Origin of the sequence: Limosilactobacillus reuteri (assembly GCF_013694365.1) — a bacterium.
In the GTDB taxonomy this organism is placed as follows: Bacteria; Bacillota; Bacilli; order Lactobacillales; family Lactobacillaceae; genus Limosilactobacillus; species Limosilactobacillus reuteri_E.
Window position 1 is genome coordinate 1,862,733 of record NZ_CP059275.1, and the last position, 19,880, is coordinate 1,882,612.

Sequence of the window (19,880 nt, forward strand, 5' to 3'; positions counted from 1 at the left end):
AACCGGGTTAGTTTAGTATACTCTTCTTTTCTAAATATTTTTCTTGACTAATCGTAGGAAATATGAGCGAGACAGAAGTATGAAAATGCGACGAATTGATCACATTGTTTTAACTGTAACTGATTTAGAGCAATCAATGCGCTTTTATCACGAAGTATTTGATATGCCAGTGATTAAAGAACAAAGTAATGATGACTTAATTACAATGCGGTGTGGGCATCAGTTAATCCGTTTACAAAAAATTGACCGACCAACTACTTTAAAGGCAGCTGATCCGACAATTGGTTCTGCTGACTTATGTTTAGTTGCCGGAGATAGTATTGACGATATTGTTCACCATCTTAATAGCTATTATATTGATATAATTGCTGGACCAATTGTAAAACAAGGGGCGGAAGGCGAAATGACCTCGCTTTACGTTTATGATCCAGATAATAATCTGATTGAAATTGCAGTATATAAGAATAAATAAATGAATATAAAAACAATAATGAGTGTCTCGATTGGCGGCTTCCTCGGCGGAATTACCCGTTATGAACTTAGTGTCCTATTAGGCGGCGATGGGATTTTATATGCCAACCTTATTGGTTCATTTTTGTTAGCTTTTATAACTTATTATTTTATTGAGCGGGGACTATTAGCAGCATGGCTAAATGCCGGGATAGGAACTGGTTTTATTGGCGCTTTTACGACATTTTCAAGTTTAGCCACAACTATTGTTAAGCTTGAAAGCCAAGGTATAATTGCTAGCATCGGTTATTTTCTTGTGAGCTCTTTTGGCGGCTTGGCTTTGGCACTGCTCGGTTTTATTTTGGCACGAAAATACGGAGGTCCGCGACAAGATGATTAGATGATTAGTGTAGGGCTTGGAGCAGCAATTGGGGCCGTCATTCGTTACATCATCACAAGCTGGTGGAAAAAGCTAAGAATTGATTGGCCCCTAGCAACTCTATTTATTAATATCACCGGTAGTTTTTTATTAGGCATTCTTACCAAGAATTTTGCTAGTAATTCCTCGATCATGCTATTATTTGGGATTGGCTTATTAGGAGGTTATACTACTTTTTCGACTTTCAATGTTGAGCTAATTTCAATGATGGATGAAAAACGATGGGGAATGTTCGCTCTTTATTTCGGCTTAAGTTATCTTGGTGGAGTTATTGCCGCCATCTGTGGAATGATGATATGAGTGACAGAAACCATACTACCAACGCAAATTGAAGTAAAAGGTGGAAGAGTCCACAACCTTAAGAACATTGATATCAATATCCCCCTACATAAATTTGTCGCAATTTCGGGATTATCTGGTTCTGGGAAAAGCTCATTAGCAATGGGGATTTTATATGAAGAGGGATCTCGCCGGTACTTAGAAGCGCTTTCTACTTACACAAGACGGCGGATAAAGTTAGGTGCTCAAGCCGATGTTACAAGTGTTAAACATATTCCTTCAGCACTAGCATTGAAGCAACGTCCCGCAATTCCATCTGAACGAGCAACCGTTGGAACAATGAGTGAGATGTTGAATGTAATTAGGCTGATCTTTTCACGGCTTGGCGAACCGGTCTGTCCAAATGGGCATCGTTTAAAACCAAGCCTTGAAATCGCAGAGGTAATGAGTAAGAGCGGCAATGAGATGGGACAATTAACCTGTCCTACTTGTGGCACAAAGTTTTATGCCTATGGAGCAGAAGACTTTGCATTCAATTCTGACGGAGCTTGCTTACGATGTCATGGAACAGGAAAAGTTCGTGAACTGGATGAAAGTAAACTTATTGGGGATGAAAATCTTAGTTTAGCTGATGGGGCAGTTGCTTCATGGCATTTGCCCGGACGAAACTTTATGCCGAGTGTTGCTGAACAGGCAGGTGTCCGGATCCATGTTCCATATAAAGATTTAACCCCTAAAGAAAAAGATTTTGTTTTAAATGGTCCCCAAAAGAAGTTTAAGATGGACTTCCGCTCTGGAACAGGCCGCGTTTTTCATGACTTTAATGCTTTATACGAGAACGCCCATGAAGCGGTATTAGCATCTGCGAAGAGTAGTAAAAGTGAACGAGCGCAAAAACGAATTAGTGAATTTTTCCATTATTCAATGTGCCCAGTTTGCCATGGGACACGGTTAAAACCAGAATTATTAAAACAATTAGCTGGTGGTTTAAATATTGCGCAAGTTAGTGATCTTACGCTTGGGGAATTAAGCAAGTGGAAGCAAGATGTATTAGCTGCTCTTCCTTCAGATATGAAAAAGATGGCTACTTCATTATTTAAAGAGTTTGATGATAATTTACGGCCATTATTGGAATTAGGTCTTGATTATTTAACTTTATCGCGAAACGGGAATACGTTATCGACAGGCGAATTACAACGTATTCAGCTTGCAAGAACTCTTCGAACTCAAACAACCGGTGTCTTATATATTCTGGATGAACCTTCCATCGGCTTACATCCTGACAATATTACAGGCCTCTTAAATGTATTTAAGGAATTAGTGGCCCAAGGTAATTCATTAGTAGTTGTTGATCACAATGTTGATATTATCAAAGAAGCAGATTGGATTATTGAAATTGGCCCGGGTTCTGGAGAAAAGGGTGGAGAAATTCTTACGGAGGGGACACCATCGCAAATTGCTGACAACCCTCAGTCTAAAATTGGTCCTTATTTAAATGGGACAGCAGTATTAAAAAGTCGCCCCATAGCAAACGAACCAGCTAGTCAAGAGATTACCTTTGAAGTAAAAGATTATTACAATCTTAAAGACGTCTATGGAGAGATTCCGGTTAATCGGCTGACTGCTATCACTGGTTTTTCGGGTGCTGGTAAAACAAGTCTGATCCTTGATAGTTTAGTTCCTGCTATCCATGCTCAAGCAAGTGGGGCTAAATTACCTTCGCAAGTTCGAAAATTGTCAAGTCCGTTAAAAGAAGTAGTAAGTGTTGATGCAGCGCCAATCGGTAAAACTAACCGGTCAACAGTCGCAACTTATACCAGTATTATGGATAATCTGCGGAAGTTATTTGCAGCCCAGCCCTTAGCCAAAGAGAAACACTATACACCTTCTTACTTTTCTTATAATAATAAGCAGGGAGCATGTCCAACGTGTGGGGGCGCGGGGGTCGTAACTCTTGATATTCAATTCTTGCCAGATATGCAACAGACTTGTCCAACATGTGGGGGAAGTCGATACAATGAAGAAGTTCAAAAAGTTAAGTGGCAGGGATATTCAATTGTTGATCTCTTAAAATTAGATGTTCGGGCAGCGATGAGTGTATTTAAGGAAGTTCCGAAAATTGCTCGTGAACTTCAATTATTAGATGAAGTAGGCCTAGGATATCTGCACTTAGGCGAAAGTACGCCTAGTCTTTCTGGTGGTGAGGCGCAACGCTTAAAACTTGTTAAACACCTTAATCATAATCAAAGCGAAACGTTGTTTGTATTTGATGAACCGACTATTGGCTTGCATCCCCTTGATGTTAAAACCCTTTTAGCGGTAATGCAGCAATTACTTGATCGGAGAGCGACAATCATTACTATTACTCATGACTTAAATTTGATTATTAACGCAGATTATATGCTTGATATGGGTCCGCGCGGTGGCAGCAATGGTGGGGAAATTGTGGCTCAGGGTAATCCGTTAGCCCTTATTCAAAAACCAGAAAGTTTAACCAGCAAGTATTTGGCAGAATATTGGTCAAGATTTAATTAAATGAAAGAGCGTAAATTAAGTAAAACATGGCTGATCGTTGGCGCAATTATCCTCGCCGTCATCGTTCTCTACTTCATTTATCGAACATATAAGCCAGAAATTGACCTACTACTAGACTTTAATGCCCATAATAAGGCTAAGCTTCTCCATATGATTAGAAGTCATGGTTTTACAGATATCTTTCTTCTTGTAGCTTTAATCGGTATCCTAAATGCGATTCCGGGAATGTCAAATTCCGTTGTTTGTATCTTTGCCGGGTTATGTTATGGACCAATTGTTGGTTTTCTGATTAATTGGGTTGGAAACATTTTAGGAAACTCTACTGTAATGAGTATAATTCGTAAAATTAACCTCTCCAAACGGGTAAAGAAAAATAAGATCCTTCATTACCTCTTGCAGCAAAAGCATCCGTTAATTGCACTTACAATCGGCTTTATGATTCCGGTTATCCCTAGTGTACTTGTAAACTACGCTGGTGCCCGTTTAAATGTGAGTCGGAAACACTACTTGGCGATGGTAACCGTGGGAATGGCACCGACCTCCTTTCTCTATGCCTTTGGTGGGGATGCTATTTTCAAAGGCAACATTAGACGACTGATCGGTGTCGCAATCGCTATTTTAATTCTAATTGGCTGTTATTTACTCGTTCGCAAAATCTGGCAAAACCATGAAGAAAAAGCAGCAACAAAATAAATGAAAAATATAGACAACGCTGCAACTAACAAAATTTCACCATTTAAAAAATTAACGACAGAGCAAGAACAACTCGTCAATGATATTATTTCATTTACTAAACACCATCTAACACAAAATCATCCTGCAATATATACAGTCTACGGAGATGCTGGGACTGGAAAAAGCGTAATCTTATCACAATTATTCGTTCGCATTCAAAAAGAAGCACGGACACAACAAAATTCCGTTCTTTATCATACTAATAATTATTTTCTTGTTAACCATCCAGAAATTCTGAAAGTCTATAAAGAGATTGCTGGGCCAATAAAAGAGTTATATAAAAAGGACTTCGCTCGGCCAACTTCATTAATTAATCAATTGGATAAGCGAAACCAAACCATTGATGTTGCTGTTATTGATGAAGCTCATCTTTTATTATCCAAACCCGATCATTATAATAATTTTTACCATGATAATCAGCTTGTCGAGATTATTAAACGTGCTAAAGTTGTCATAATTGTCTTTGATCAATACCAAGTCTTACGAATGAAAAGTCTCTGGACCCCTGAACGACTTCAGGCAATTACGAACCAATATCCCCATAAAGATTACCATTTGACCCACATGTTTCGTATGAATGCGAGCGATGAATTAGTTAAGTGGTTTAATGAATTTACTAACTATAAATTAACTGTTTTACCAGCATCCGCCCGTGATCATTATGATTTTCGCATTTACAGTGATGCCGAGGAAATGAGGAAAGCAATTGTCCAACGTAATAAAGAAGTAGGACTTTCCCGCATCCTGTCAACGTCTGGATATCCGTCAACGCTCGATGGTGGTAAACACTACATTGAGGAAGGCAGATTTAAAATGCCGTGGGATCAATATAACTATACAGTTACCCCCTGGGCAGAATTGCCTCAAACCATTGGTGAAGTTGGCTCAATCTATACCTGCCAGGGGTTTGACTTAAATTACACCGGCATTATTATTGGGCCACCAATTAGCCAAACGCCTCAAACAAACCAACTTCAAGTAAATTTAGATCGTTATACAGATGTTGAAGCATTCAAAAAACGTGACGACCTAACTGATCCAGCTGAAATTAAGAGTTTAGAAAAAAGAATGATTATGAATTCTTTGAACGTTTTATTTAAACGTGGTGTATATGGAACTTATCTTTACGCTCATGATCCGCTTTTACGACATTCTCTTACCTCCCTTTTTGAGAAGGCTGGGTTTACGCTACCAAAGGAGGAACAATAAATGAATCTGCATCCTGATTACCTCTTAAATGAAGTTAATGAACCAAGCGATATTAAGGACATGTCACTTGACGAATTAAAACAATTAGCAACAGAAATGCGTCAACTTGTTCTTGAACGTGACGCAAAAATTGGTGGACACGTGGGCCCTAATCTTGGCGTAATGGAGCTAACAATTGCTTTTCACTATGTCTTTGATTCGCCCCATGATAAAGTTATTTGGGATGTTTCACACCAGAGCTATGCCCATAAAATGCTGACAGGTCGAAAGTTAGGTTTTCTTGACCCTGATCATTATGAAGATATTACCGGATTTACATCCCCAGAAGAAAGCGTTCATGACTTTTTTGAGATCGGTCATACTTCAACGTCAATTTCCCTTGCAGTGGGGATGGCTCAAGCGCGTGATTTGATAAAGCCTCAATCGCATAATAATGTTATGGCAGTAATTGGGGATGGATCCTTAAGTGGCGGATTAGCTTTTGAAGGATTAAACAATGCTGCTAAGCTTAATTCTAACTTGATTATTCTCGTTAATGATAATCAAATGTCAATTGACGAAAATCAAGGTGGTCTATACAAGGGACTAAAAGAACTACGGGATACCAATGGTGAATCTCCCAATAATATTTTTAAGTTTGTGGGGCTCGATTACAAGTACGTTGCAGATGGCAATGATTTGCAGACGATGATCGACACCTTTAAGGAAATCAAGGATATTGATCATCCAATCGTCCTTCATGTTAACACCTTAAAAGGGAAGGGGTATGAGCCTGCTGTTGAAGAAAAGATGAAGTATCATTGGCGCACTCCATTTGACTTAAAGACTGGTGAAGATAAGGTTAAAGTAAGTGGAGAATCATATAGCGATGCTGTCCTTGCTGAATTGGATAAGCAAATTGCAGCGGATAAGCCAGTTGTTGCTATTAATGCTGGAATTCCTGGTACGTTTGATCTTGGCAAGTTTAAGGCTAAGCACCCAGATCGTTATTATGATGTTGGGATTGCTGAACAGGATTCAATTACGACTGCTGTTGCAATGGCGCAAGCAGGTGCACGCCCTGTTGTATTTCAAAATAGTACCTTCCTGCAACGAGCATATGATCAATTGATTCATGATATGGCATTAAATGATGCTCCGGTTGTAATGATTGTGCGAGGCGGGTCAATTTCAGAAAGTTCTGCTACTCATCAAGGAACATTCGATATTTCAATGATTAGTGATTTGCCAAACATTGAATACTTAGCACCAACAAACGTCGAAGAAATGATTTCGATGTTACGATGGGCAATCAATCAAACTGATGAACCAGTTGTGATTCGGCAACCAGAAAAGCCTCTTCTTCACGGGACACCAACACAAGATGACTACAGTACGATCAAGTACGATATTGCTCATCGCGGAAGTGAAGTTGCAATTATGGCAGTTGGTGACTTCTGGGAACTTGGTGAAAAGGTAAGGAAGGAACTCCAAGATAAGCTTAACATTGATGCTACATTGATCAATCCAAAGTCGGTAACTGGAATCGATTCAGATGTCCTCCATCACCTAGCAGAAAATCACGATGTAGTTGTTACACTAGAGGATGGGGTCCTTAGCGGGGGCTTCGGGGAGACAATTGCTCGTTACTATGGACCAAAGGGAATGAAAGTTTTGAACTTTGGAGCACCACGGGAATTTGCGGATAATGTTCCTACCGAAGTACTATATGAATGGTATCACTTAACCCCTAAACAAATTGTGGATGATATTGAACAGGTTATCCATTCACTATAAATGAACCATTTAAACCACCTTCATGTATTGCGAAACACTTGCTTAGTAGGCTTAACGACAGCGTCAACGATCCTTTCGCTATCGTTAAATACACCACCAGTTCTAGCGGTACTCCAAGAACCAATTACGCAGCCCGTATCTAACGCAAATAACCAGAAAGAACGTGTCCAAATCAAACGTGTAATTTATTTTCATCTCCTAAATGAGGTTAAAAAAGTGGAACAAGTGTCTTATGCTTACCGTGAAGTACTGAATGATCCAACCAAAAAGGCAATTTGGATTATTGAACCTTTTGAGGAAGTTAATATCCCTGACCAAGCTGGTTTTAAACCATCAATAGATAAGATTCCAACTGTTACAGAAATAGAGGATCTATCGCAATTAAAAAATACGATAAATGTTTATTATCAGCCTCTCAATAAAAATGAAGGGCCAAAAAAAGACAGCAAAGAAAATACGTTAGCAGAAAAGCAAAAGGAGGGGCAAGCAAAGGAGAATAAAAAAGAGGAAAAGCAAGATTCACAGGATAATTACCCCATGAAAGAAGATCTGGAGGATGATAATCAGGTTACGGAAAATTATGAGGAGGTAAATAATACAAGAAAGCAGCAAAATGTGCACCAACGGATAGCAGGTATTAATAATCGACTAAATCGTTCACATCGGGATTCACATAAAAACGATAATTCTGACCAGCAAATACTTCCACAGACAGGAAATGAGACTGATAATTTAACGACTTTTCTTGGCTTGGGAATAACGGTAACGGTCGCGGGGATGAGTCTTTTTTTGCTAAATAGAGCGCACAAAAAGAAATAAATGGATAATCAGAAAAATGAAGTTAAATTAAATCGGACAATGACTCCCGGACAAATGGAAATGATTGCAATTGGTGGGACAATTGGTAGTGGTCTTTTCATGGGAGCCACATCAACTATTAAATGGACTGGTCCTTCTGTCCTATTAGCATATGCCTTTGTAGGTTTAGTCCTGTATGGTGTTATGCGTGCGTTAGGGGAAATGATCTATATCAGTCCAGGAACTGGTTCCTTTGCGGACTATGGGTCTAAATATATTCATCCCTTAGCTGGATACCTGACAAAGTGGAGTAACGTCTTTCAGTTTATCATTGTTGGTATCTCGGATATTATCGCCATGAGTCAATACCTTAATTATTGGTGGCCTAACTTGCCAGACTGGATTTCTGGGTTAGTAATGATCATTATCTTGACGCTTGCGAACCTTGCATCTGCTAAGGCATATGGCCGGTTGGAATTCTGGTTTGCGATGATTAAAGTTGTTACAATTATTGTTATGATCATTCTTGGATTGTTAGTAATTGTCCTTGGGTTGGGTAACAATTGGCATCCGGTTGGAATTTCCAATTTATGGTCACATGGTGGATTCTTTACTGGTGGATTCATGGGATTCATGTTCTCACTATCTGTGATTGCTGGATCCTATCAAGGAATTGAATTACTTGGTATTACTGCTGGTGAAGCCGCTTCACCACGCCATGCAATTGTTGAGTCAGTTAAATCTGTTATTTGGCGGATTTTAATTTTCTATATTGGGGCAATTTTCGTTATCGTTTCCATTTATCCATGGGACGAATTAAAAGCAGTTGGATCACCATTCGTTGAGACATTTACTAAAGTTGGTATTACTGGAGCAGCTGGAATCATTAACTTTGTTGTTTTGACTGCTGCATTGTCCGGTGCCAACTCAGGAATCTATAGTGCTAGTCGGATGCTTTTCAAGCTTTCAGTTGATGGTGAGGTTCCTAAGGTCTTTAGTAAATTGTCAAAGCGGGTTGTACCAAATGTTGCGATCTTAACAATTTCATTCTGGATTTTCCTTGGCTTTATTGTTAACATGCTTCTATCAATGTTTAATGCAGCCTCTGCTAATATCTTCGTGATTGTATATAGTTCAAGTGTCCTTCCCGGAATGGTACCATGGTTTATTATTTTGATTTCAGAATTAAACTTCCGGCGTCACAATCCGGCTGAATTAAAGGATCACCCATTCAAGATGCCATTTTATCCAGCATATAACTACTTTAGCTTGATTGCGCTAAGTGTTATCTTACTATTTATGTTCTTTAACCCAGATACACGGATTTCAGTCAGTGTTGGGGCAGTCTTCTTAGTTATTATGAGCATTATCTACAAGTTAAGAACTCAGCGCCAAGATAAATTAGCATAAATGCGATTTCGATTCAATAAAAAGACCCAGTATTTACTTTTAGCTTTAGTAGCGGTTCTCGGCATTGGTAGTTTTTCCCAGCCATCTGACAAGGGAAGTACCTTACCACAGGGAATCCAGCGAGTAGCGTCTTGGCGCCATTCCAGCAATAATAATCGATCATCTTCTTTTACGCCGCCAACCCAAGAGCAGGCTACGGGTGTTCTTTCTAATGGCGTTCGTCAGCAGTTAGGAACATCTGATATAAAATGGAATGGTTACGGAGCGTTTATTTTAAATAACAATCAGACGGCACTAAACGCAAATATTAATAATGCGCCATACGCTGTTAATCGACGTGATTCGCGTGGACGAGCATGGCAAGGTGACGCGTGGCTCAATCGAACAACACGGCAATACCGTAATCGAAACGAAACTGGGAATGGAGCCACTAATTGGAAGCCAGCTGGATTTTTACAAGCCCATAACTTAAAAGGTGGTATCTCCCATGCTTATGATCGCGGACACTTACTAGGATATGCATTAGTAGGTGGTATCCGTGGTTTTGATGCTTCAGAGTCAAATCCCGCTAATATTGCAACTCAAACTGCTTGGGCCAACGAAGCTCGAAGCAGTACATCAACCGGGCAGAACTACTATGAAGGCTTAGTGCGAAAAGCTCTGGATCAAAATAAACAAGTTCGTTACCGGGTAACTGACGTATATGATGGTAATAATTTAGTGCCTTCGGGTGCCCATATTGAGGCCAAGTCAAAGGATGGCAGTTTGCAATACAATGTATTCGTCCCCAATGTGCAAAACAATATTAGTATAAATTATGCAACAGGGGCAGTAACGCAAGTGAACACGAATTAAGCGTTAGTGTAAGATTTTCATAGGTTGGATGAATAATTCATCTGGTCGTGGAAATCTTTTTTGTAGACCAATTTACTTATTTACAAAAAAGAAAAGACCAGTAGCCTTTAGTGTGTCGAATACTAAGCAAAGGCAGGTCTTTCCTCATGGATATTTTAACAGAAATCGAGCAGAATTTGGTGAAATCAGGCAGTTTATTTGAAGCTGAACAATGGATATTTTAACAGAAATCGAGCAGAATTTGGTGAAATCAGGCAGTTTATTTGAAGCTGAATGAATATGTCCAAGACGCTCCAGTCAATTCAATGTGATTAAGTTGTCGAACCGCCGTATACGGAACCGTACGTACGGTGGTGTGAGAGGTCGATAATCGAACTAATCAATTATCTCCTACTCGATTTAGATGATGCTAATCAGTTGGTTTTTAGGCTTGTTAACGTGTACTATCTATCTTCCATTGCAACTATGGGCATGGTTGGCGTTAATTATTGGAGTCGGCTTCTTTGTCTGGCATATTATGTTACGATGTGAATAAATGGAAATTCAATACTGGGCTGATATTGCGTGCCCATATTGCTATATGGGAATTACACAATTACAACGGGCGCTTAAAGAATTAAAGATTGCCGATCAGACACCATTAAAATTTATGTCATTTCAACTAGATCCAACGTTGCCAACAACAACTAATTTATCAATGACAGAATATTATGCAAAAACTCATCAACTAACTAAGCAAGAAGCTGTTACACAAATACATAAAATTGATCAACTTGCTGCCGATATTGATTTACCAATTAAGATGGAAAATGCGATTCCTGTTAATACATTAGCTGCTCATCGCTTAATAAAATACATTGAGAGTTTAAATGACCAAGCATTACTTAATAAGGCTGTTAAACGTCTTTATCAACTTTATTTTAATGATAATGAATCAATCGCGGACTATGAAGCTCTAACTGTTGCAATGAATGAAATCGGACTACCTGTTGCTGATGTTAAAAAGGTTCTTGAATCTAATCAGTATGAAGATGAAGTTCGAAAAAATGAACGGCGCGCATTTATGATTGGAATGCCAAGTGCACCGCTATTTGTGATTAATAATAAGTATTCAATCACTGGTGCACAACCTTATGAAGTATTTTTAGAAGCCTTGAAAAAAGTAAAAGATACAACTAAATAAATGAAACATACGCTTAAAGTTGATCAAGTACGTGACGGTTTATGGCTAGATTCAGATATTACGTATACGCAAGTTCCTGGATGGCTTGGTAATACAACGCGAGATTTGAAGCTTTCAGTCATTCGGCATTTTCAAACTAATGATGATACACGTTACCCAGTAATTTTTTGGTTTGCTGGTGGCGGCTGGATGGATACTGATCACAATGTTCATCTGCCAAATTTGGTTGATTTTGCTCGGCATGGTTATATTGTTGTTGGTGTCGAATATCGTGATAGCAATAAAGTTCAGTTTCCTGGGCAATTGGAAGATGCTAAGGCTGCTACTCGTTATATAAGAGCTAATGCCAAGCGCTTTCAAGCTGATCCTAATCGGTTTATTGCGATGGGAGAATCAGCTGGTGGTCATATGGCAAGTATGTTAGGTGTTACTAATGGTCTTAACCAATTCGACAAAGGTGCTAATTTAGATTACTCCAGTGATGTTCAAGTAGCGGTTCCTTTTTATGGTGTAGTTGATCCCTTAACCGCTAAAACAGGAAGTGCATCAAACGATTTTGATTTTGTTTACCGTAATTTGCTTGGCGCTGAGCCTGAAAACGCTCCCGAGCTTGATTCTGCTGCAAATCCCCTCACGTATGTAAATTCTACTTCTACGCCCTTTCTTATCTTTCATGGTACGGAGGATGTCGTTGTTCCAATCAAAGATAGTGAAAAGCTTTATGATGCATTAGTTGAAAACAACGTTCCTACTGAATTATACGAAATTGAAGGTGCAAGTCACATGGATGTAAAATTCCTTCAACCACAGGTATTTAAAATTGTGATGGACTTTTTAGATAAGTATTTAACCCGGCCATAGATGAGAAAATGGGAAGATATAGATAAGCATCAGACGGCTGCAACAAAAGAAGAATTATCGATTGTTGATACCTTGTCTTTTTTAGAAGTACAAAGAATTAAACAGGGCATTTCGCAAACAAAATTTGCAAAAAAAATCGGTATGACACAACCTCAATTGGCTAAAATCGAGAATTTAGATTCAATCCCTACGCTGCCTACATTAAATAAATATGCTGCTGGATTAGGTTTGCAAATCAAGTTGTCTATTTCTCCATTGATGGAAGCCAAGTAGATGTATGAAGTAGTTTTTTACGAAGATAAAAATGGAAATAGTGAAATTGGTGATTATTTCGAGAAAATTTCGCAAAGTAAACAAAAGCAAGATAAAGCAATTTATTTAAAAATGCGCCATCAAATTAAGATGTTACAAGCTCTTGGTCCTGTGTTACATACACCACAAGCAAAAAAATTAAAGGGTTATAGGCATCAACTATGGGAGTTACGACCTATGCCAGAAAGAGTATTTTATGGAGTATGGAAGAAAAATAATTTTGTATTATTAAATCATTATGCTAAGAAAAAGGATGAAACAGATCCTCGTCAGATAGAAAGAGCCTTGTCGCTACTTGACGATTGGTACGAAAGGAAGGGTAAATAATTGAAAGCACCCGCACACTCAATTAAATCAAATAAGTTTACGGCAATGATTATTTTTGGTGCACAAAAATTGCCGATGTTCCCCAGCTTTACAAACTTTCACCATTTCATACCATTTTAAGCGTCCTTAGTGTAATGGATAGCACATGAGATTTCGGTCCTCATGATCCGAGTTCGACTCTCGGGGGACGCAATGAAAAAGCAATCTACAACCATTGCTTCAATCGTTATTCTGATCATAATCGCTATCTTTGCACTATTAAATACGGCAACTGTAGTAGTCAATCTTTTTGGAGCACAAGTAAAAATGCCACTAGTGCTGCTAATCTTTATCTGTTTACTTATTGGGGCTATTATTATTTACTTGCTATCATTTTCTAATCACCTCAAAACTAATAAGCAATTAAAAGAATTACAATCATCGCGTGTTAGTAAGGACGAATTAAAAAAGTATCAAAAAAAGATTGACCAACTGCAAAAAGAAAATACACAGTTAAGGAAACAACTTAAAAGTAAAACTACTGTAGAAAAGCCACAAGATTCTTCTACAAATTAAATGGGAAAATACCGTTTTATTGCGATCGATGTTGATGGCACCTTACTAGATGATAATGATAAATTCGACGTTAACCGTTTAAATAAAGATATTGAACTATTACAACGACAAAACTATCACTTTATTATTGCAAGTGGGAATAGTTACGATGCATTGTCAACGATTTTTCAACCGTGCCCACTTGTAACAGAATTTATAGCAGAAAATGGCGGACGACTGATAATAAACGGCAAATCTGTATACGGCAAGACTCATTCAATTGCGACGTTGCAACAACTTTATGCTTTTATTAAGCATACGTTTCCTAGCCCTGACATCCTATCTTTATCTGGCGAAACACAAACAATCCTTGCCGAGCAGTATCGCGATGTTCCAGTCCCTTTTTATCCCCACCACACATATTTTTCTGACCTTCAAAAAATCATTGAGCCAATTTATAACTTAAACATTGGTTGGGCCAAACGCAAATTATCCCAAACTATTATCCAAGGATATGTAAATCAATTAAATGAGCAGTTTCCAAACTTAATTCAAGCGACTTATAGTGGAGCTTATGGCATTGATATCCTGCCGGCAGGCGTAAATAAAGCCTTGGGATTAAAAAGACTAGTTGAAAATTACTTGAACGGAACTCTAGATCAAGTAGTTGCTTTTGGAGATACTTCAAACGATATTGAGATGTTATCAGAAGTTGGTTATGGATATGCAATGAAAAATGCTACTGATGACCTACTAAAAGTTGCTGATAAAGTTACAAGATACGATAATAATCATACTGGTCTATTATCAGAGATTGAATATCAATTTATTAACCGTTAAATGACAAATCAAAAAAGTAAGACAGTATATTTCTGTGCCGGGTGGTTTACTGACAAGCAAAATAAAGCTTATGAGGATGCAATGAATGCAATTAAGGATAACCCTACAGTAGATGTAGAGAATTCTTATGTGCCATTACAACATCAATATAAAGGATTACGTGTTGATGAACATCCAGAGCTTTTGCAAGATCGCGAATGGAGTACAGCAACTTACAATGGTGATCGAGTAGGTGTTTCAACTTCTGATATGCTTTTAGCAGTCTACATTCCTGAAGAAGAAGATGTAGGAATGGGTGTTGAATTAGGAATGGCACGCGCACTAGGTAAATATATTATGGTAGTGATTCCTGATGAAGACTTTGGTAAACCAATTAATTTAATGAGTTGGGGAATTGCAGATAATTTCATTAAAATGTCGGAACTTCCTAATTACGATTTTAATAAACCATCTTACAATTTCTACGATGGTGGAGTATATTAAATGAATAAAGAACATGGTCAAGTAACAGGAATTATATGGCGTGGGCCGGATGACTTAGCTATATACCAACAATTAAAAGAGTATGCAGATAAAAAAGGTATTTCAGTTTCAAAGGCAGCCAAGCAATTAATTAACACAGCTCTCAGAAAAGATTAAATGAAAAAATCTTTAAAAATTGCCGGAATTAGTATTGGTAGCCTAATTCTTCTTGCTTTTGGTATTCAGGGTTTCTTACTACGAGGAACACCTGGACAACCCTTATCACCACAAAATTACCAAGATAAAATAGAGTATTCTTCTGTTCCTACGTTACTTATTCCTGGTTGGGGCGGAAGTACGGTTACTTATAATAAGATGATTAAGTACTATCAGCAGAAAAACATTGCACAAAAAGTTTTAATGATCTGGGTTGCCCCTAACAGACGTATCTGGACTGAAGGAGACTTTCATGGGCAAAAGAATGCCTTAATTCAAGTTTTATTTGCTTGGAACTATAATGGTACTTACCATCCACAAATCAAGCAACTGACGACTGTTTTGAACTATTTGCAGAAACACTACCATATGCAGAAAATTAATGTTGTTGCCCACTCATATGGAGGCACAGAATTCATTCATGCTTATATGGGTTCAAAATATCTTCAAGATCATATGCGGTTAAATAAAGTAGTCTTTTTAGGGGTACCAGTTGAAGAAAGTCTTAGCGATCAGTTAAAATATCGCTATCATTTAGTTAATAAATCGACAGACAAGAATTTTCACCAATTATTTTTAGAGATGAAAAATTGGCAATTAAATTATCCAGTTGAAATTTATAATTTAATGGGTAGTGAAGAAGGCAGTAAAACAACTGATGGAGCTGTTCCGCATATCCAATCGGAAATGTTAAAATCATTAATTAAAGCTCATCCATCGATTAGGTATCATCAAAAAGTATATCCAAAAACTACTCATTTTCAATTACATCGCCGCACAAAAATTTTAAACAATATCGCTAACATTTTATGGGGAAGGAATTAAGTGATCATCGAAAATGATGAAGCTAATGTTCGCTTCCCACTAATTAATGATGGACAGATCAATATTGACGTAATGGAATTGATCCATCATGATGAACAGTGGGTATTTGAACAAATCCATAAAGCAGGATATGGCAGTGTTGATGATATCTATCTTGGCGAATATATTAATGGCAAATTAACTTTAATACCATATCCAAAAGCTTAAATGGATACCTATTCGTTAATCATTATAAAGTTTGTTCTTGGTATGCTATGTTTGATTCTTCAGATTAATTTATTGGGAAAAGGGAATCTTGCGCCAACTTCTGCCATTGATCAAGTCCAAAATTATGTTTTAGGTGGGATTATTGGCGGAATTATCTACAATAGTGATATTTCTGTCCTTGAGTTTATAATGGTACTCTTGATTTGGACATTAATTGTATTTATTGTAAAGTTTGCAAAGGATCATAATATTTGGGTAAGAAGAATCATTGATGGACGACCACAAATATTAATTCAGAATGGCAAAGTATTAGTAGAGAATTGTATGCGTGCAGGAATTAGTGCTAATGACCTTATGTTTCGTCTTCGTGGTCATGGGATTTATGAAGTTGCTAAAGTCAAGAGAGGAATTTTAGAATAAATGATTCCCTTTATTAAGGCAGTCGCTCGGGACCATAATGTTTCTCCGCAAAAAGTAGTTGTTAACTCCACAACTTTAACGGATGGGATTCTTGTCCGAATTGAAGATCGTGATTACCGTGTCAATTTAAGTCAAACAGGGGATAATTATACCCTTACACGAGCATATGTTGTTAATCATCAGGTTAATTTAATGAAGTAGATGAAAAAAGGGGTTGCTATTATCATTTTTGCACTCTTGATTGCAGTAATGACACTTTTATATTTACGACATCGTCTTATTACCCGTTATCGTGATCTAGGAATAATTTTCTTTTTACTATTGTTGCTTTTTATTGGCTCTCAAGTTACCGATATGGAAAAAAGTACCACACAGTAAATGATCTTAAAATTAGTATTAAAACTTGGATGGATCTTGTTAGGGAGTATTTTATTCGTCGGTGGTATAATTGGGATGCTTCTCCCTGTTATTCCCCAGGTTCCATTCTTCCTCCTCACAATATGGTGTATTACTAAAATTTCACCACGTTTTCACAACTGGCTCCTTAGTAATCCACTCTACATAAAATATGCAAAACCCTTGGTAAATCGGCTTGAAAATTTGAAACACAATCCGAAACAAAGGGCACAAAAAATTAATAATAAATAAATGACAGATTTAGATCTAAAAAAGATTCATATTGTTTTTAATGGTCAGGATACTCCACCATTAAAGATTAGCCAGCTTTTTGATGCTAATAAGTTCAATCGTTTAACAGCAGTTACTGGTAACGTGACTGCCGACTTTATTAATCAGTATCTAAGTCGATTCATTAAAGTCGAAGTTGCACTGAGCAGCCCTGAAAATTATGAAGCTAAAACTGGTGATGAAGTGATCACTAAGGTAGCTTTAACCAATGCATTGCTATCTGCTGCTAATAAAAAGCCTGCTAAAGTCTTTGAAGCATTAACTAGCGACAATCAAGCAAACGTATTGAACAATCTTTTTCAAGTTGCAATTGCACCAACTCAGGCTATCCATTCACGTTTTTACCTCCTAAGTAATTCCGAGACCCATGATACTCGTGTGATTTTGGGAAGTCTTAACTTGGACAGTGCTTCATTTGATAAAGAGCGTAACCAATATGAAGAAATATTAGTCTTTGATGATGACATTCGGCTATTTCAAAATCTTGATAACCACTATAAGAATGATATCAAGCCAGTATTACGACCATTTTTTACTGAAAATCTTTTAAATGCAGCACAAAATCAAATTGATGAGAGCTTGAAAGATACTAAAGGAACTAAGAATGCGGTTGTAATTCTTGATAATGAAGTTACCGATCAAATCGCAGCGGCAGATATGACCGACTTGATTAGTCATGACGTTCAAAAACAAATTGATGAAAATAAAATTCCCGCAATGATTACTAAGTCGATGCGAGATATTACGACTAACCGCTCTCAAGATAAAGAAGAAGCAGAACGACAAATTCAACAACACGATACAATTTACACTTTGCAAAAAACAGCTGTATCGCCACGAGCAGCTAAGCCAAAATTGAAATCGCGCGAAAAGATTTTTAAACAAGTTCAGGATGCTTTGATTAGCGGTATGACACCACAACAACGGTCAGCAGAGAAGAAGTATACAACGTTCTTATATGATCGTCCGATGGAAAGAAATCTGGTTAACAATAATAGTGGCCTGTACGTACCGAATGATACAGGCACGCACCCAATTCAATTTGGAAAGATTGCGACTATTAGTCAAATTCGTGATGGCTTAAAGAGTATTGATGCGGTATTAAAAGGGTATCAGCAATACGTTGTTGACTACAATGATGATTATGGCAAGCGATTCTATGAAGCTATTTTATATAGTTTTACGGCACCATTTTTATGGGAAATTCGTGCGAAAGCTAGTTTGAATCCTGAAGATGGGAATGATATTCCTAACTTCTTGATTCTAGGAGCAACTGCTGGTTCTGGAAAGTCAACCCTATTACGGATTATTAATCAATTGACATGGAACACTGATCGGTCATTAATTGATTTTGGGACTATCTATCCTACAGATACACCGCAGAAAAAAGCAAAAACTGTTGATGCAATTGAGCACTACATGAAGCTTGGAAGTTCATACCCCGTTTTAATGGATGAGATTGAACCATACTTCTTCCAACAAGATCAATATAGTCGACACTTAGTTGTTGATACGATGAATGAATTGGTTAACAATCCACATGCAATTGCGCCATTAATCGGAACAACTAACTATGATTCTGGTTTTACTATGCTACGTGAAACTGCACGGCGAACTTATTATCTCCAAATTGATAAGGTTATCGATGACCAGCAAAAAGGTGAAGCCAATAAATATATCTATAATGTACGACAAACCTTAAATAATACGCTGTTTAAGGACTTTGTAATGCGGATGGCAAGCTTACTAGAGGACGATGAAACGCCATGGCGCGCATTCGATGAAAAGACTGGTAAACTTGACTTCTTAGCAAATACCCGTAAGATTTTCCGCGATTACTATCAAATGGCGGATATGGAAGTACCTCCTTACTTTGCGGATGAAATCTGTGATGACTTTAAGGAAAGTTCGCGTAACCGGTGGGCTAAACTTTACCTAACACAGGAAGAAGACTTTAAATATCGGCAACAAGATCATAGCTTGTTATTTGATATCTCGAAGCTTAATACTTTCAATGGTTTTACTGCCGATAGTATTGAAAAGTACCGGAATGCACTGCCAATTGAACTCTGTGTGGATGGTATCAATGGCAAGCGTGGCAAATTTGTGGAAATTAAAGCTGATGAATTCTTTAAATGGATTGGTGAACGCAACCCATATGCTGAAGATAGTGCGGGAAACGAAGCAAATGAGGAAACGTTAACTACGAATACAGCTGAAAAAGTTACAGAATCGCCTGTTAAAGAACAAAAGAAGGGATTCTGGGCACGATTATTTGGCTAAAAATATGTATCTGTCAAGTTTTCATAGGTAGCCTTTAAATATACAGTTTTAGTGGGTTAGTGCCTTAAAAAGTTGTCCCATTGGTCTACTTGTGGCCGTGTTAATCGGAATTATTCCTTGTACTGCTCCAATGCTTAGTATTCGACACACTAAAGGCTACTGGTCTTTTCTTTTTTTGTAAATAAGTAAATTGGTCTACAAAAAAGATTTCCACGACCAGATGAATTATTCATCCAA

General features: G+C 37.7%; 23 protein-coding genes, 1 tRNA gene and 2 pseudogenes. All 26 read left to right on the plus strand.

Annotated elements, in window-relative coordinates; genetic code table 11:
- Positions 1 to 79 precede the first annotated feature (79 nt).
- The 26 genes and pseudogenes from HHK02_RS10800 (at position 80) to HHK02_RS10925 (ending at position 19,643) form a co-directional block, all read left to right on the plus strand.
- Positions 80 to 472 carry a VOC family protein gene (locus tag HHK02_RS10800; protein ID WP_004562272.1) on the plus strand — a complete coding sequence of 131 codons (393 nt, stop codon included), beginning with the start codon at positions 80 to 82 and terminating at the stop codon, positions 470 to 472.
- Positions 473 to 850 (plus strand): fluoride efflux transporter FluC, encoded by a 378-nt coding sequence (locus tag HHK02_RS10805; RefSeq protein WP_098046449.1) that lies wholly within the window; start codon positions 473 to 475, stop codon positions 848 to 850.
- Positions 851 to 1,189 (plus strand): fluoride efflux transporter FluC, encoded by a 339-nt coding sequence (locus tag HHK02_RS10810; RefSeq protein WP_181462420.1) that lies wholly within the window; start codon positions 851 to 853, stop codon positions 1,187 to 1,189. It begins immediately after the preceding gene.
- Complete coding sequence (locus HHK02_RS10815) at positions 1,190 to 3,703, plus strand: excinuclease ABC subunit UvrA (RefSeq protein ID WP_181462421.1); 2,514 nt, start codon at positions 1,190 to 1,192, stop codon at positions 3,701 to 3,703.
- Positions 3,704 to 4,396, plus strand: coding sequence for a TVP38/TMEM64 family protein (locus tag HHK02_RS10820; RefSeq protein ID WP_086141930.1), 693 nt, complete (start codon positions 3,704 to 3,706; stop codon positions 4,394 to 4,396).
- Positions 4,397 to 5,647 carry a DUF2075 domain-containing protein gene (locus HHK02_RS10825; protein ID WP_181462422.1) on the plus strand — a complete coding sequence of 417 codons (1,251 nt, stop codon included), beginning with the start codon at positions 4,397 to 4,399 and terminating at the stop codon, positions 5,645 to 5,647.
- Positions 5,648 to 7,423: a 1-deoxy-D-xylulose-5-phosphate synthase gene (locus tag HHK02_RS10830; RefSeq protein ID WP_181462423.1), complete on the plus strand. Its 1,776-nt coding sequence runs from the start codon at positions 5,648 to 5,650 to the stop codon at positions 7,421 to 7,423.
- Positions 7,424 to 8,242, plus strand: a complete 819-nt coding sequence (locus tag HHK02_RS10835; protein WP_181462424.1) for an LPXTG cell wall anchor domain-containing protein — start codon at positions 7,424 to 7,426, stop codon at positions 8,240 to 8,242.
- Positions 8,243 to 9,631 carry an amino acid permease gene (locus tag HHK02_RS10840; protein WP_181462425.1) on the plus strand — a complete coding sequence of 463 codons (1,389 nt, stop codon included), beginning with the start codon at positions 8,243 to 8,245 and terminating at the stop codon, positions 9,629 to 9,631. It begins immediately after the preceding gene.
- The gene (locus HHK02_RS10845) at positions 9,632 to 10,486 is read left to right on the plus strand and encodes a DNA/RNA non-specific endonuclease (protein WP_085680329.1); all 855 of its coding nucleotides are present in this window, start codon (positions 9,632 to 9,634) and stop codon (positions 10,484 to 10,486) included. It abuts the gene before it with no gap.
- A 535-nt stretch (positions 10,487 to 11,021) separates the two neighbouring features.
- The gene (locus tag HHK02_RS10850; protein ID WP_181462426.1) at positions 11,022 to 11,669 is read left to right on the plus strand and encodes a DsbA family oxidoreductase; all 648 of its coding nucleotides are present in this window, start codon (positions 11,022 to 11,024) and stop codon (positions 11,667 to 11,669) included.
- Positions 11,670 to 12,530, plus strand: a complete 861-nt coding sequence (locus HHK02_RS10855; RefSeq protein WP_181462427.1) for an alpha/beta hydrolase — start codon at positions 11,670 to 11,672, stop codon at positions 12,528 to 12,530.
- Positions 12,531 to 12,803, plus strand: a complete 273-nt coding sequence (locus tag HHK02_RS10860; RefSeq protein ID WP_181462428.1) for a helix-turn-helix domain-containing protein — start codon at positions 12,531 to 12,533, stop codon at positions 12,801 to 12,803. It abuts the gene before it with no gap.
- Positions 12,804 to 13,169, plus strand: coding sequence for a type II toxin-antitoxin system RelE/ParE family toxin (locus tag HHK02_RS10865; protein ID WP_078009784.1), 366 nt, complete (start codon positions 12,804 to 12,806; stop codon positions 13,167 to 13,169). It begins immediately after the preceding gene.
- 120 nt (positions 13,170 to 13,289) lie between these two features.
- Positions 13,290 to 13,361 (plus strand) — tRNA-Arg (locus HHK02_RS10870).
- On the plus strand, positions 13,362 to 13,724 hold the full coding sequence (locus tag HHK02_RS10875) for a LapA family protein (RefSeq protein ID WP_181462429.1): 363 nt from the start codon (positions 13,362 to 13,364) through the stop codon (positions 13,722 to 13,724).
- On the plus strand, positions 13,725 to 14,543 hold the full coding sequence (locus tag HHK02_RS10880; protein WP_163622322.1) for an HAD-IIB family hydrolase: 819 nt from the start codon (positions 13,725 to 13,727) through the stop codon (positions 14,541 to 14,543). It begins immediately after the preceding gene.
- Entirely contained in the window at positions 14,544 to 15,026 is a 483-nt protein-coding gene (locus HHK02_RS10885; protein ID WP_078009782.1) for a nucleoside 2-deoxyribosyltransferase, read from the plus strand. It begins immediately after the preceding gene.
- Positions 15,027 to 15,182 carry a hypothetical protein gene (locus HHK02_RS10890; RefSeq protein ID WP_004562257.1) on the plus strand — a complete coding sequence of 52 codons (156 nt, stop codon included), beginning with the start codon at positions 15,027 to 15,029 and terminating at the stop codon, positions 15,180 to 15,182.
- Positions 15,183 to 16,046 carry an alpha/beta hydrolase gene (locus HHK02_RS10895; protein WP_078009781.1) on the plus strand — a complete coding sequence of 288 codons (864 nt, stop codon included), beginning with the start codon at positions 15,183 to 15,185 and terminating at the stop codon, positions 16,044 to 16,046.
- Positions 16,047 to 16,253, plus strand: coding sequence for a YetF domain-containing protein (locus tag HHK02_RS10900; protein ID WP_414601681.1), 207 nt, complete (start codon positions 16,047 to 16,049; stop codon positions 16,251 to 16,253).
- A pseudogene (locus tag HHK02_RS10905) lies at positions 16,254 to 16,670 on the plus strand (DUF421 domain-containing protein); the annotation flags it as partial.
- Positions 16,671 to 16,673: 3 nt separating this feature from the next.
- Positions 16,674 to 16,874, plus strand: a pseudogene (locus HHK02_RS10910) (DUF3290 family protein); the annotation flags it as partial.
- Positions 16,875 to 17,051, plus strand: a complete 177-nt coding sequence (locus HHK02_RS10915; RefSeq protein WP_231124851.1) for a DUF3290 family protein — start codon at positions 16,875 to 16,877, stop codon at positions 17,049 to 17,051.
- Positions 17,052 to 17,321 carry a DUF454 family protein gene (locus HHK02_RS10920; protein ID WP_181462430.1) on the plus strand — a complete coding sequence of 90 codons (270 nt, stop codon included), beginning with the start codon at positions 17,052 to 17,054 and terminating at the stop codon, positions 17,319 to 17,321.
- Positions 17,322 to 19,643: an ATP-binding protein gene (locus HHK02_RS10925; protein WP_181462431.1), complete on the plus strand. Its 2,322-nt coding sequence runs from the start codon at positions 17,322 to 17,324 to the stop codon at positions 19,641 to 19,643.
- Positions 19,644 to 19,880 lie beyond the last annotated feature (237 nt).

Excerpts from the sequence above, each read along its gene's own strand:
- HHK02_RS10800 (WP_004562272.1), top strand. The coding sequence starts at position 80 with ATGAAAATGCGACGAATTGATCACATTGTTTTAACTGTAACTGATTTA.
- HHK02_RS10805 (WP_098046449.1), top strand. The coding sequence starts at position 473 with ATGAATATAAAAACAATAATGAGTGTCTCGATTGGCGGCTTCCTCGGC.
- HHK02_RS10810 (WP_181462420.1), top strand. The coding sequence starts at position 851 with ATGATTAGTGTAGGGCTTGGAGCAGCAATTGGGGCCGTCATTCGTTAC.
- HHK02_RS10820 (WP_086141930.1), top strand. The coding sequence starts at position 3,704 with ATGAAAGAGCGTAAATTAAGTAAAACATGGCTGATCGTTGGCGCAATT.
- HHK02_RS10825 (WP_181462422.1), top strand. The coding sequence starts at position 4,397 with ATGAAAAATATAGACAACGCTGCAACTAACAAAATTTCACCATTTAAA.
- HHK02_RS10830 (WP_181462423.1), top strand. The coding sequence starts at position 5,648 with ATGAATCTGCATCCTGATTACCTCTTAAATGAAGTTAATGAACCAAGC.
- HHK02_RS10835 (WP_181462424.1), top strand. The coding sequence starts at position 7,424 with ATGAACCATTTAAACCACCTTCATGTATTGCGAAACACTTGCTTAGTA.
- HHK02_RS10840 (WP_181462425.1), top strand. The coding sequence starts at position 8,243 with ATGGATAATCAGAAAAATGAAGTTAAATTAAATCGGACAATGACTCCC.
- HHK02_RS10845 (WP_085680329.1), top strand. The coding sequence starts at position 9,632 with ATGCGATTTCGATTCAATAAAAAGACCCAGTATTTACTTTTAGCTTTA.
- HHK02_RS10850 (WP_181462426.1), top strand. The coding sequence starts at position 11,022 with ATGGAAATTCAATACTGGGCTGATATTGCGTGCCCATATTGCTATATG.
- HHK02_RS10855 (WP_181462427.1), top strand. The coding sequence starts at position 11,670 with ATGAAACATACGCTTAAAGTTGATCAAGTACGTGACGGTTTATGGCTA.
- HHK02_RS10860 (WP_181462428.1), top strand. The coding sequence starts at position 12,531 with ATGAGAAAATGGGAAGATATAGATAAGCATCAGACGGCTGCAACAAAA.
- HHK02_RS10865 (WP_078009784.1), top strand. The coding sequence starts at position 12,804 with ATGTATGAAGTAGTTTTTTACGAAGATAAAAATGGAAATAGTGAAATT.
- HHK02_RS10875 (WP_181462429.1), top strand. The coding sequence starts at position 13,362 with ATGAAAAAGCAATCTACAACCATTGCTTCAATCGTTATTCTGATCATA.
- HHK02_RS10880 (WP_163622322.1), top strand. The coding sequence starts at position 13,725 with ATGGGAAAATACCGTTTTATTGCGATCGATGTTGATGGCACCTTACTA.
- HHK02_RS10885 (WP_078009782.1), top strand. The coding sequence starts at position 14,544 with ATGACAAATCAAAAAAGTAAGACAGTATATTTCTGTGCCGGGTGGTTT.
- HHK02_RS10890 (WP_004562257.1), top strand. The coding sequence starts at position 15,027 with ATGAATAAAGAACATGGTCAAGTAACAGGAATTATATGGCGTGGGCCG.
- HHK02_RS10895 (WP_078009781.1), top strand. The coding sequence starts at position 15,183 with ATGAAAAAATCTTTAAAAATTGCCGGAATTAGTATTGGTAGCCTAATT.
- HHK02_RS10915 (WP_231124851.1), top strand. The coding sequence starts at position 16,875 with ATGAAAAAAGGGGTTGCTATTATCATTTTTGCACTCTTGATTGCAGTA.
- HHK02_RS10920 (WP_181462430.1), top strand. The coding sequence starts at position 17,052 with ATGATCTTAAAATTAGTATTAAAACTTGGATGGATCTTGTTAGGGAGT.
- HHK02_RS10925 (WP_181462431.1), top strand. The coding sequence starts at position 17,322 with ATGACAGATTTAGATCTAAAAAAGATTCATATTGTTTTTAATGGTCAG.